This window comes from Corallococcus sp. CA049B, from assembly GCF_003611685.1.
GTDB classification, from domain to species: Bacteria; Myxococcota; Myxococcia; order Myxococcales; family Myxococcaceae; genus Corallococcus; species Corallococcus coralloides.
Map to the genome: position 1 here is coordinate 52,806 of NZ_RAWC01000014.1, position 12,525 is coordinate 65,330.

10 protein-coding genes are annotated in these 12,525 nt (G+C 71.9%); 7 read left to right on the forward strand and 3 right to left on the reverse strand.

What is annotated here, in order from left to right:
* Window positions 1-455 precede the first annotated feature (455 nt).
* Complete coding sequence (locus D7W82_RS05280) at window positions 456-3,893, forward strand: AAA family ATPase (RefSeq protein ID WP_120617306.1); 3,438 nt, start codon at window positions 456-458, stop codon at window positions 3,891-3,893.
* Window positions 3,894-3,913: 20 nt separating this feature from the next.
* Here D7W82_RS05280 and D7W82_RS05285 read toward each other — a convergent pair whose 3' ends face one another.
* Window positions 3,914-4,273 (reverse strand): hypothetical protein, encoded by a 360-nt coding sequence (locus tag D7W82_RS05285; RefSeq protein ID WP_128795707.1) that lies wholly within the window; start codon window positions 4,271-4,273, stop codon window positions 3,914-3,916.
* A 251-nt stretch (window positions 4,274-4,524) separates the two neighbouring features.
* Here D7W82_RS05285 and D7W82_RS05290 point away from each other — a divergent pair, with 251 nt between their 5' ends.
* Both D7W82_RS05290 and D7W82_RS05295 read left to right on the forward strand, forming a co-directional pair.
* Complete coding sequence (locus tag D7W82_RS05290; RefSeq protein WP_120617287.1) at window positions 4,525-5,319, forward strand: alpha/beta fold hydrolase; 795 nt, start codon at window positions 4,525-4,527, stop codon at window positions 5,317-5,319.
* An 83-nt stretch (window positions 5,320-5,402) separates the two neighbouring features.
* Window positions 5,403-6,293, forward strand: coding sequence for a DUF459 domain-containing protein (locus D7W82_RS05295; RefSeq protein ID WP_120617288.1), 891 nt, complete (start codon window positions 5,403-5,405; stop codon window positions 6,291-6,293).
* Between the two features lie 13 nt (window positions 6,294-6,306).
* Here D7W82_RS05295 and D7W82_RS05300 read toward each other — a convergent pair whose 3' ends face one another.
* Both D7W82_RS05300 and D7W82_RS05305 read right to left on the reverse strand, forming a co-directional pair.
* Window positions 6,307-7,164, reverse strand: a complete 858-nt coding sequence (locus D7W82_RS05300; protein ID WP_120617289.1) for a general secretion pathway protein GspE — start codon at window positions 7,162-7,164, stop codon at window positions 6,307-6,309.
* Window positions 7,165-7,234: 70 nt separating this feature from the next.
* Window positions 7,235-7,606 carry an arsenate reductase family protein gene (locus D7W82_RS05305; protein WP_120617290.1) on the reverse strand — a complete coding sequence of 124 codons (372 nt, stop codon included), beginning with the start codon at window positions 7,604-7,606 and terminating at the stop codon, window positions 7,235-7,237.
* 39 nt (window positions 7,607-7,645) lie between these two features.
* Between D7W82_RS05305 and D7W82_RS05310 the strand changes: the two genes are divergently transcribed.
* From D7W82_RS05310 to D7W82_RS05325, 4 genes are all read left to right on the forward strand, one after another.
* The gene (locus D7W82_RS05310) at window positions 7,646-8,998 is read left to right on the forward strand and encodes a right-handed parallel beta-helix repeat-containing protein (protein ID WP_120617291.1); all 1,353 of its coding nucleotides are present in this window, start codon (window positions 7,646-7,648) and stop codon (window positions 8,996-8,998) included.
* Window positions 8,999-9,141: 143 nt separating this feature from the next.
* Complete coding sequence (locus D7W82_RS05315; RefSeq protein ID WP_120617292.1) at window positions 9,142-10,176, forward strand: lysylphosphatidylglycerol synthase transmembrane domain-containing protein; 1,035 nt, start codon at window positions 9,142-9,144, stop codon at window positions 10,174-10,176.
* A gap of 82 nt (window positions 10,177-10,258) precedes the next feature.
* Window positions 10,259-10,702 (forward strand): SET domain-containing protein-lysine N-methyltransferase, encoded by a 444-nt coding sequence (locus D7W82_RS05320; RefSeq protein ID WP_233587310.1) that lies wholly within the window; start codon window positions 10,259-10,261, stop codon window positions 10,700-10,702.
* 195 nt (window positions 10,703-10,897) lie between these two features.
* Window positions 10,898-12,520 (forward strand): DUF1592 domain-containing protein, encoded by a 1,623-nt coding sequence (locus D7W82_RS05325; RefSeq protein WP_233587311.1) that lies wholly within the window; start codon window positions 10,898-10,900, stop codon window positions 12,518-12,520.
* The last annotated feature ends 5 nt before the right edge of the window (window positions 12,521-12,525 follow it).

A 12,525-nucleotide genomic window follows, 5' to 3' on the forward strand; every position in this document is an offset into this window, starting at 1 on the left:
GAATGACGGCCCGGGTCCGCGAGTGTGCGCGGCCCGGGCTGTGGGCCGGGGCTTCACCCCTGGTGCAGGCGTGCGAGGGGCCCCCGCGTGCGTTGACGCAGATCGCAGCCTCCCCTAGCTTGGCCGGCTCCCGGCACCGCCCCTTCCCGAGGTGAGGAAGGGCCGCGCCGCGAGCACCCCGTATGATGCGCAGGACGGACGAGGAGTCGGGTCAGGGGGAGGCGCCGCGGGACGAGCGTGCTCCAGATGACCTCATGCCCGTGCTCCGCGTGGAGTACGACACCGACGTCCAGGAGGGCCACGCCGCGCCCGTGCTCCGGGTCCGCTCGTCGTGGCCGCCGCAGGAGCCGGAGGACCCCGCGCCCGCGCCGAAGGTGACGGAGGTGAAGGGCAGGGCGTCCGCGAAGGCGAGGACGCTGACCTTCCGGGAGCTGGACTCCGCGGCGCTGGCCTCCATGCCAGCCTCCCACCGCGTGAACCGCGCGCTGCCCACGCGTCCCGCCGTGCAGGGTGACGCGGGCGCCGGCACGGCCGAGGCATCCACGTTGGACCTCCTTCGTGCGGACGAAGCGGCCGGCACGCGCCCTCCGGCGAAGGCCTCCGCACCGGACCTCCTTCGTGCGGACGAAGCGGCCGGCAAGCGCCCTCCGGCGGAGGCCTCCGCACCGGACCTCCTTCGTGCGGACGAAGCGGCCGGCACGCGCCCTCCGGCGAAGGCCTCCTCACCGGACCTCCTTCGTGCGGACGAAGCGGCCGGCAAGCGCCCTCCGGTGGAGGCTCCCGCGCTGGACCTCATCCGCGTGGACGACGCGGCCGACGCGCGTCCCCCGGAAGAGGCACCGGCCCGCGACGTGTCCGCCTCCGGCGACGTCACCCCCGCGGAGCGCGAGGCCATGCAGGCCGCCGTGTCCTCCGGGCGCCGCCGGGAGCAGTGGGTCGCCCCCACGTACCTTCCGGAGGACCTGCGCGACGCGCTGGTGGCCGAGCGCAGCCAGTACCGCGCGCAGCGGCTCCAGGAGGCCCGCGAGGTGGGCCTGGCCGGGCCGGGCGTGCTGGGCCTCGTGCCCGTCCCCGCCGCGGATCCGGACTGGTCCGGGGGCTCGCTGCTCGGCTTCCTGGGCGAGGAGCTCGTGTTCGCCGGCAACATCGTCCACCTGGACTTCGAGTCCGGCCGCGTCTTCGCCGCCTCCGACTCCGGCGAGGACCTGGACCGCCGCGTCCTCTCCTGCGAGCGCTGGTGCTACCGGCCCTACGACTTCGCGGAGGCCCTGTGCGCCGCCGCGGCCGCCTACGAGGACCGCGCCTCCGACCTCACCAACGCCCTGGCGCGCGCGAAGGGCGAGCTCCTCCCGTCCACGCCGGCCCCCCGCGACGCGGAGCTCATCCCCGTGGACCGGCTGTGGCGCCAGCCGTGGGGCAGCATCTGGGGCCCTCCCGGCACCGGCAAGACGACGGCCGTCGCGGACCTCATCGCCCGCGCCCTGCGCGCCTGGCCCAACGAGCGCATCCTCGCGGTGGCCCCCACCAACCGCGCCGCGGACGAGCTGGTGATGCGCGTCAGCGCCCTGCTGGAGCGCGACCCCATCCCCTTGCGTCCCCTGGCCCGCAGCATCTTCCGCGGCGGCACCGGCGCCAGCGAGTCCCTCCACAAGTTGCCCACCGTGGCGCTGGAGGAGAACAAGACGAGCAAGCTGCTCAACACCATCCAGCAGCGCGAGCGCGAGCTCACCCTGGAGCGCTCCCGGGGCGGCCCCGCGCCGGAGCTCGCCCGCATGCAGGCGGAGCTGCGCAGCCTGCGCGGCCGCGTGAAGGACCCCACGCTGAAGGAGGCGGAGAAGGGCGAAAGCCCCCTCATGGTCCTCACTGTGCACCGCGCCCTGCGGCTGGTGTCGGAGCTGGAAGGCGAGGAGACCTTCCAGCGGCTCGTGGTGGACGAGGCCGGCATGGTGACGCGCGCGGCGACGGCGCTGCTGGCCCCGCTGGCCCGGCAGGTGACGCTCGCGGGCGACCCCAAGCAGATCGGCCCCGTGAGCCGCGCGGCGGAAGGGGCGGGGAAGGGCACCCAGACGTGGCTGCGCGCCAGCGCCCTGTCCCACCTGGAGGACGCGGTGAAGGACGCGGAGCGCCCGGACGTGCTGCTGCTGCGCACCCAGCACCGCATGCACCCGGACATCGCGAAGGTGGTGAGCCACTTCTGCTACGGCGGCGCGCTGGAGGACGGCGACCTCGTGAAGGACCGGGCCCAGAAGCCCGCGCCCGTGCCCGCCTTCCCGTCCCGCGCGATGTGGCTGGTGCTGGATGGCCTGAGCCGCGACACCCGCCGCCTCACGCACGGCCGCGGCGAGACGGGCTCCGGCTACCAGCGCGAGCTGTCCGCGGAGCTCGCCGTGACGCTGGCCCTCCAGGCCGTGCGCCTGGGCCTCACGGTGCTGTGCGTGACGCCCTACCGCGCGCAGGCGGCGCTCCTGCGCAAGCTGGGCAACGCGGCGGGGCTGCGCCACGACATGTTCAGCGCCTCCACCATCCACCGCCAGCAGGGCACCCAGTACGACGTGGTGATGGTGGACACCGTGGCCGGCGGCCGGCCCTTCCCGTCGCACACGCTGGTGCCCGTGGGGCTGGGCGGTGAAATCGCGGGCGGCAAGGACACCGGGCCCCTCTTCACGCAGGAGCAGGTGTCCCTCTTCGAGCGCCGCTTCGACGACGGCCACCACCTGGTGCGCGGCGTGGCCGGCAGCGGCAAGACGTACGTGCTGGCGCACTGGGCCGCGCGCTACCTGCTGGAGAACCCGCGCGCCCGGGTGCTGGTGTCCTTCTACAACCGCTCGCTCGCGCCGCTCGTGGACAAGCTGCTCATGGAGGCGCTCACCGTGCGCGCGGGCCCGGAGCAGGTCCGGCCGCTCAGGGCCCAGGTGACGGTGAAGCACGTGGGCGCGCTCCGGCGCCTGGAGCCCCACGCCTTCGACGCCGTCTTCGTGGACGAGGCGCAGGACATGGACGCCAGGGGCCTGGCCACCCTGCACGCGCTGGTGCGCCCCATCACGGGCCAGGACGGCCGCGAGTCCCGCTGCTTCCAGCTGTTCATGGACGACTCGCAGAATGTCTATGGCCAGGTGCCCATCGACAGTTTGAAGGAGCAGCTCCCCGAAGGGCTGTCCTTCCGCGGCCGCACCCGCGTGCTCAAGGAGACCTTCCGCGCCACGCGCGACATCCTCGACGTGGCCTTCAACGTCGTGCTGGACCCGCTGCGCCAGCACCGCGTCACCGACCCCGGCATGCGCGAATACATGAAGGCCGGAGAGCTGGCCCGCGAGCGGCTCCTGTGGCTGCCGGAGGAGACGCTGGAGGGCCTCTACCGCGTGCAGTCCACCGAGCGCGGCGGTGTGCTGCCCCAGGCGAAGGACTTCGCCTCCAGCACCAGCGAGGCGCGCTGGGTGGCGAAGGAGATCGCCCGGCTGGTGCGCGAGGAGGGCGTCCACCCCGGTGACATCCTGGTGGTGGCGCCGGTGATGCCCGCGTCGTTCACGGACGCGCTGCGCAAGGCGGGCGTGCCCGCGGAGGCCTACGGCGGCAAGGGCGGCCGGGACGTGACGGACTTCCGGGTGAGCGGCGTGGACCACGTGCGCGCCACCACGGTGTTCTCCTGCAAGGGCCACGAGTGCCCTGTCGTCTTCTTCGCGGGACTGGAGGCCCTGGACTCCATCGAGGCGTGGATGGCGGGTGCGCGCCAGCGCAGCGAGCGCGAGAACGAACGCATCCGCCGCGCGATGTTCTACGTGGGGGCCACCCGCGCGATGAAGCGCCAGTACCTCACCGGCGTGCGTGGGGGCCGCTTCCTCCGGGTGGCCGCGTCCTACGTGGAGACGCTGTCCGGCCACCGCCCGGCGCCCTGAAACACAGGGCGCGGGACTTGTTACATCCGCCAGCCGCCGGGGACGCCCGCGCTCTTGCCGAACGCCGGCTGCGCGTACACCTCACGGAAGCGCGCGCGCAGCAGGTCGAACGTCTGCTGGAGATCCGGCGCCGCGGCGCGCGTGTCCGGCAGCTGTCCGCCCATCCGCGAGAAGCAGCGGCTCATGGCGCCATCCAGCCACTGCGCCACGGCGGCGGTGTCCTGGTCCTGAAGCCGCTCGAACACGGAGAGGGCGCGCTCCAGCGTCTCGCCCACCAGCTCCGTGGAGTCGACCGCACTCCCAGCGCAAAGCTTCGCGGCCCGAACCTCCAGGGCCGGACGATGCTTGCGAACAAACTCCCCGAAGGCATGCAGATTCACGGTGACCATTCTTAACCCTTCGCCCCCACGCTGTCAGAACGCCGGCCGCGGAAATCCTTGGCTTCCGGACACCGTGAATCGTGTCGGTGGAAAAGGGTGGTGGGATGAATCATGTATCACTCTCCGTCCTGGCAGGCGAGGGACCGGGGGCACTTCCCTCGGGTCGTGGGTCGTGCGGGCCACCCGGTGGGGGCGGGCAGACCCAGGGGGCCTGCGTTGTTCCTTGGCGCGTTTCAAGGAAAGCGAGAGACATGCGGCGCACGGTGGAGCTGACGGACATGGCAGGGAATGACGAGGGGCCTCGTGTCCTCTTGTTGCCCGGGCTGGGTGCGCGTGGATCAGGCTTTCGTGAGCTGGCCCTGCGGCTGACGGACGTGGCGCGTCCCGTCATGGTCGAGTACCCGGAAGGCGAGCATGCCGCGTGCGGCGCGAGGGCCCTGGCGGAGCAGGTGCTGCGCGTCACGGGGACGGTGGACGCGGTGGTGGCCAGCTCCTTTGGAGGCATGGTGGCGGCGCACCTGGCCGCGGGCGGCGCGACGCGCGGCGTGGCGTTTCTGGGGGCCTTCACCCGCACCGAGCACGTGGGGCCTCGCGGAAGGCTCATCGCGATGATGGGACCCATCGCGGTGCTGGGGCGTCCCGGGCGCGTCGCGGCGTCGCTGGCGGCGTGGCGCCCGGTGGCCTCCCATCAGGTGGCGGACGTGGTGCCCACCACGATGCTGGAGCGGCTGACGACACTGCGGCGCGCGTTCTCCATCCACGCGGAGCCGCCGCCGCCGGACCTGCGCCCGCTGAACGTGTCGTGTCTTTGCATCCAGGGGGACCGCGACGTGCTGGTGCCGCCGTCCTCGCTGGAGCGACTGGCCGCGTCGCTGCCGGAGGGCACGCCCCGGCACCTGCTGCGCGGCGCGGGACACGTTCCCTATTTCTCACACCCGGAGGAGTGCGCGCGGCTGCTCACGCCGTGGCTCCAGGCGCTCGCGCCCGCGGGGCTCGCGGTGCTGACGGCCCGGGGGCTCGGGGAGGACGTGGGAAGCGCGGCTTGACAGGGCGCGCGCGGGCAACGGATCCACCCGCCCGGCGGGGGGGTGTACGGATGCGGGCGCGGGAAGTAGCTTCGCCTCCGCCGATGTCGACCCGTCCTCTTCGCGCGCTCCTCTTCCTGGCGTTCCTGTCCACGGCGGCACAGGCCGCCGCGGACTCCGCCCCGGGGCTGAATGCCTCGCCCGTGCTGCCCACCGCTCCGGCCCAGGCCGCCGCTCCGGCGCCCGCGCCCCGCCGCACCGTGCTGCTGTTGGGGGACAGCCTCATCGCCACGGGTTTCGGGGAGTACCTCCAGAACCAGCTCGCCGCGCACCCTCGCATCCGCTGTGAGCGCCGCGCGAAGTCGTCCACGGGCCTCGCGCGCCCGGACTTCTTCGACTGGCTGGAGGTCGGCCAGCAGGAGGTGCGGCAGCACCAGCCGGACGTCGTGGTGGTCATCCTGGGCGGCAACGACGGGCAGGCCCTGCACACGCGGCAGGGGCGCGCCACCGTGGCCTGGGGCAAGCCGGACTGGCAGGGCGAATACCGCCAGCGGCTGTCGGACTTCGTCACGGCCATCTCCGCGCCGGGCCGCAAGATCATCTGGCTGGAGCTGCCCGCCACGAGCCGCCAGCGCTTCGAACAGAAGCTCACGGTGATCCGCGACCTGCAGCGGGAGGTCATCGCCGCGCGCGGGGACGCCGTGCACCTGGACACGCGGCCCTACTTCACCGACGCGCGCGGCAAGGCGCTGAAGCAGGCCCGCGTGGAGGGCTTCCGCAAGCCCATGCGCCTGCGCATGACGGACGGCGTGCACTTCACCGTGGCCGGCGGGCGCTACTTCGCGAACAAGGTGTACCCGGAGGTGCTGGGCGTGCTGGGCCTGGAGCACTCGGCGCCGGAGGAGCAGCACACCACGCGCCCCGCGGGCGCTCCGGTGAGGCCGGCGATGCAGGCCCTTGCCCCGGTGGCTCCGGAAGCTCCCACGAAGCCGTAGCGGCCCTCCCACGTCAGGAGTGGCGCGGCCAGGAGCTCTCGCTGCCCGCGTCGGGACGCAGCCTGCGCACGGCGCGCAGGAGCAGCTCCTCGTCGCGCGGGTTGGCCAGGAAGCCGCGCGCCTCCAGCTTGCGCGCCCGGTCGAAGCCCTCGTCGTCCGACGTCCCGTGGACGATGAGCGCGCCCTCGATGTGGACCTCGCCCGCGAGCAGCCCCTCCATGGCCTGGAGGGGGGCGAGCACCAGATCGTTGTCGCGCGTGTGCAGCACGTCCAGCGGCGTGGCCACGCGCGACGGGATGCCGTTGCGCGCCAGCGTGCGGGTGATGAGCACCGCGGTGACGGGCGGCCAGCCGTAGAGCATCAGCGGCGGGCTGGGCACGGCGGGGCGGCTCGGCTCCGGCGCGGCCCCGGCCGTCTCGCGGATGCCATAGAGGGCGCTGAGCGCGCGGGACAGGGCGCCGTCGGAGGCCAGGTGCGGCTCCACGCGCGCCTTGCCGGACACGGCCCGCACGTCATCCACCGCGTCCAGCGACAGGGGCGCGGGCACGGCCAGGTGCAGGACCTCCTTGTCCTCGCGCGTCTCCAGCCGCAGCGGCACGACGCCGTACTGCCGGGCGATGCGCGCGGGCACCAGCCGGGTCAGGGCGCGGTCGAGCGGATGCCGGTCCAGGTCCACGGCCTCCACGTCGAACTGGATGGCCAGCCCGCGCAGGACGTCCGCCTCCGTGCACACGCCCTCGCTCACCAGGGCGCGGCCCAGCGGGACATGGACCTCGTGGTGGTGCACCAGCCCCAGGCGGAGCTGGCCTTTGTCGACCACTCCCAGCTCCAGGAGGATCTCCCCCAACGGGCGTCTGGTTCCGATTTCCATGCCCACTCAAGGTGGCAACCGGCCCCGCACGCGACGACGGTCGGACGGGGGCTCGTCCGCCCGCCCGCCCTCAAGGCCGGTGAAGGGGGAAGAGCGCCTCGTAGGCCTCCGGCTTGAAGCCCACGGTGACGGCCTGCTTCGTGACGAGCACGGGCCGCTTCACCAGCTTCCCGTCCTTTGCCAGCCACTCCACCAGCTCCGCGTCGGAGGCCGCGTCGACCTTCTCCTTGCCGAGCGCGCGGTAGCTCTGCCCGCTGGTGTTGAGCCACTTGCGCACGGACACGCCGCTTTGGGCAATCCACTGGCGCAGCTCCGCCACCGTGGGTGGCTGGTCCACGATGGGGCGCGTCTTGTAGGAGACGCCTCGCGCCTCCAGCCACTTCAGCGCCTTCTTGCAGGTGTCACATCCGGAGTACGCCAGCACGAGGATGTCATCGGACATGCGCGGGCTTCTACCAGAGCGCTTCCGGGAAGAGAGACCATGAACCGCCGCGCCACGCTCCACACCGTCCTGTCCGTCCTCTGCCTGCTGGGAAGCGGGGTGGGGTGCTCCGCAGGGGTCGAACCGGCCGGAGAGGTGCCGTCAGGCAGCGTGCCCGACAGCGGCTCGCCGGACCGCGACGCAGGCTCGTCCGACGCGGGCACCGCCGACCCGGGGACTCAGGACCGCGATGCGGGCGCGGCTGACGCCGGCACGGATGCGGGGACCCCGGACGCGGGCACCGCCGATGCAGGCGGAGTCATCCCCGGAGACGGCGGCACGCAGGTGGCGGGCACGCTGCCCGCGCGCCTGACGCTGGCCGGCTCTCCGTACCGCGTCGTGGGCAACGCCCAGTACGTCGTCACCATCCCCACGGGGCAGACGACGACGGTGGAGCCGGGCGTGGTCATCGACTTCAAGGGCAACCCCGCCGTGACGGAGGCGGACGTGCGTGACGGCGCGCAGGACGTGATGAACCACCAGAACGGCCGCGTGGAGCTGCGCGTGTACGGCCGCATCCTGGTGCAGGGCACCGCCAGCGCTCCGGTGACGCTCACCTCCACCAACCCCTACGGCTGGTGGGGCATGAACTTCTTCGGAGACCAGTCCAAGGGAGACGGCGACCCCGTCTTCCGGCACATGGTCTTCGAGAAGGTGCGCAAGAACGACTACAACGGCGACCGGGACCGTACGCGCGGCGCGCTGTGGGCCTACTACCCGGGGCCGGTCACCATCGAGCACTCGCTCTTCCGGGACAACGAGTCCTCCGGCAAGTGCGGCGCGCTGGACCTGATGTTCACCGACGGCTCGGTGGTGACGGACACCGTCTTCGAGAACAACCGCACCCGCGACATCGACCGCTTCGCCACCGGCGACGGGGCCACGTCCGGCGGCGGCGCGATGTGCGTCACCCACGGGCGCAACTCCATCGTGCGCGGCAACACCTTCCGGAACAACACGCTGTCCGCCTTCCGGGGCGGCCAGGCCAACGCGCTCCAGCCGCGCACCTACGCGGTGTGGCCCAACGGCACGAACCACTACGACCTGGGCGGCGGCGGAGCGCTGCACTACTTCCAGCCCGACCACGACCTCATCGAGAACAACGTCTTCGAAAACAACGCCGCCGTGCGAGGGCCCGGGGCGGCGCTCTACCTGGAGGACGTGCCCAACGCGGGCGTCACCCTGCGCGGCAACACCTTCACCGGCAACCAGGCCGGCGCCGGGGGCGTCATCGTCTGCAACCGGGGCGGCGGCGACGCCACCGAGCTCGTGCTGGGCGCCGGCAACACCTTCAGCGGCAACACCGTCAACGGCGCGGCGGCACCGCAGGTGACGGGCGACTGCGCCCGCTGAAGAAGGCCTCCTGAAGCCGCCGGAGCCTGGAGCGCCTGCCCGCCCGAAGGCAGGTCAGGCGGGCCGCCGTGCTTCAGGACCTGCCCCGCGGGGCCGCGAAGCGCATCCTTCCGGAAGCCAGCCCATTCCCCGGAAGGAGACGCATGGAGGGCACTCGCGCCGGACCCATCCCCACCCTGGAAGAGCCGCTGGCGGTGCCCGCGAAGCGCCGGCGGGGCTGGTGGATTCCAGGGGTGCTGGTGCTCGTCGCGCTGCTGGCGTTCATCCTCTCCCGGCACAACGAGGAGAAGCAGTTCCTGGAGCTCCTGCGGCAGGCCCGGCCCGCGTGGCTGCTGGTGGCCGCCGCGTGCCAGGTGGGCACGTATCTGTGCGTGGCGGGCATCTGGTGGACGGTCCTGCACCGCTCGCGCATCAAGACCTCGCTCTGGTCGCTGGCGCGGCTGTCGCTGATGAAGCTCGCGTTCGACCAGGTGATTCCCACCGGCGGCGTGGGCGGGTCGCTGCTCGTGGGGCGCGGGCTGCGCCGCCAGGGCGCGAACCCAGGCATCGCCGCGGGCGCGGTGCTGCTCACGGTGCTGTGTTTCTACATCGCGCAGGCGGTGGGCGTGGGCGCCAGCCTCTTCTTCCTCTGGCGCAGGTCCGAGCTGAACAACTGGATCCAGATCCTCGTCACCGGCTTCGGCGTGGTGGCGTTGCTCATCCCCATGGCCATCCTCTGGGCCACGCGGCACCGCGAGTGGAAGCCGGGCCGCTTCGCCCGGCGCATCCCGGCCCTGGGCACGCTGCTCAAGGCCATCGCGGAGGTGCCGCCCGGCATGCTGCTCAACCCTGGCCTGCTCGCGCGCGGCGTCCTGCTGCAACTGGGCGTCTACGTGCTGGACGCCGCCACGCTGGGCGCCATGCTCCAGGCCCTGGGCCAGGAGGTCCCCCTGAGCACCGTGTTCGTCAGCTTCATGGTGGCCTCCATGGCGGAGACGGTGTCCATCATCCCCGGCGGGGTAGGCACCTACGAGGCCGCGTCCGTGGGCATGCTCAACCTCTTCGGCGTCCCGGTGGAGGCGGCGCTCGCGGGCACGCTGCTCCTGCGCGGCTTCACGCTCTGGCTGCCCCTGCTTCCCGGGCTGTACCTGCTGCGCCACGCCGCCCGCCGCCCCGTGGCCGGTGGGCAGGCGGGCTGACTTCACCGGAAGTCGAGGAAGGCTTTGCGCCTTCGCCGCCGCTTCCCGTGGCCGCCCGTCTTGCGCGATGGTTCGCTTCAGCGTGGACGACACTGAAAGCGAGAGCGAAGCACTCATGAACCTGGGCCCGGCGCTGTTCCTCCACCCCGGCGTGAAGGTCCGGCCGTGTGAGTGGGGCATGGGCGTCTTCACCGACACCTTCATCGCCGCGGGCGAACTCATCGAGGAGTGCCACTACCTCATGGTCCCGCAGCGGCAGTGCCGGGGAGAACCGCTCGACGATTATGTTTTCGAGATTCGTTGGCACCGCCACGAGCAGCACCGCTATGGGAACTGGGTCGCGCTCGTGATGGGCTACGGGATGATCTACAACCACGCCAGCGATCCCAACGCGGAGTACGGCCGCGCGGAGGACCGCGATGTGTTCCGTTATCACGCACTGCGGGACATCCACCCTGGTGAGCAGATCTTCATCAGCTACGGAGATAACTGGTGGAAGGCGCGAGGTGAGGAAGTTCCTCCCTGAGTCGCTACGCACCGTGTGCGCGCCTGACCGGTGCGTTCGCACTTCCTGCGCCGTGAGCGGGGCTTCTTCCTGGGGGAAGCGTGGAAACGCGCGGAAATGAATTCGCCCCTGTCCGCGTGGGGGGCAACCAGTACAATGCAGGCCGCCTGTGCGCCGGTGCTTCAGGCCGCGCGGATGCGAGGAATGCCAGACATCATGCCATTGCGTCGTTTCTACCTGTCCTCCGCTCTCGTGCTGTCCGCCTCCGCCTGCACCGGCAACATCGGTGGGCAGGACGCGGAGCTTGAAAGCGCGGCGGCCCCCGCTCGGGTGCGCCGGCTGACGCGCGACGAGTACAACAAGTCCGCCTCCGCGGTGCTGGGCACCGAGGTCGACATCGCCCAGGGCTTCGCGGCCGAGGACACCATCCTTGGTTTCTCCACCCACGAGCGGCTCCAGGTGACGTCGCTGCTGGCGGATCAGCTCGACACCGCCGCGGTGACGCTGGCGGAGCAGGGCAGGTCACAGCTGAGTGACCTCTACGCGTGCCCCAAGGGCAAGACGCAGGACGAGTGCGCGCGGTCCTTCATCCAGCGCGTGGGCGAGCGCGCCTTCCGCCGGCCGGTGACGGCGGAGGAGGAGACGGACCTGCTGGCCCTCTTCAACGAGGGCAAGAAGGGCGGCACCATGGCGACGGGCGCGGAGCTGGTGCTCCAGGCGCTCTTCTCCTCCTCGTCGTTCCTGTACCGCACGGAGCTGGGGCCGGAGGGCGGACGCAAGGGCCAGGTGGTGGAGCTGACCGCCTACGAGCTCGCCTCCGAGCTGTCCTTCATGGTGACCGGTGGACCGCCGGACGCCACGCTGCTCGCCTCCGCCAAGGCCGGCACGCTGTCCTCGCCCGACGAGCGCGAGGCCCAGGCGCGCCGCCTGCTCAAGACGGAGGCCGCGCAGGTGAAGCTGCGCCAGTTCTTCGTGGAGTGGCTGGGGCTGGGCGGCCTGGCCAAGGTCAACAAGAACAACCTGGTGTACCCGGACTACAGCGTGGACTTCCGCGACTCCATGGTCCGCGAGCGCGACGCCTTCATCGACTTCATCGTGAAGGAGCACTCGGGCTCCGTGGCGGAACTCCTGGGCGCGAACTACTCGTTCGTGGACGAGACGCTGGCGAACTTCTACGGCGAGCTGGAGCGCACCAACGTGGATGACAACACGGGCCTGGGCCGCGTGACGCTGCCGCCGGAGCGCCAGGGCATCCTCACGCAGGCGGGCGTGATGTCCACGTACGCCCACTTCGACTCGTCCTCGCCCATCAAGCGCGGCAAGTTCGTGCTCACGCGCCTGCTATGCCGCACGGTGCCCGCGCCGCCGGCCAACGTGTCCACCATTCCCCCGGCCCTGTCGGAGGACGCCACCACCCGCGAGCGCTTCGCGGCGCACACCGACAACCCCGCGTGCGCCAGCTGCCACAAGACCATCGACCCCATGGGCTTCGGCATGGAGGACTTCGACGGCCTGGGCCAGCACCGCACGGAGGAAAATGGCCGCACGGTGGACGCCAGCGGCGCCGTGATTGCCAGGGACGGCACCACCAACCTGGGCAACTTCACCGGTGGCGCGCAGCTGGCGCGCTACCTGACGACGAGCGAGGAGCTGGCCAACTGCGTGCCGTTGCAGTTCGTGCGCTACGCCATGGGGCGCGACGAGCACGCCTCGGACGCGGAGCTGCTCGCCGCCATGCGCACGGGCCCCTACCGCACGGATGGCCTGAAAATCACCGAAGCGCTGGTCAGCCTGGTGCGTTCGTCTTCCTTCACCCAGCGGCGTCTGCCCACCCGTTGAGCTTT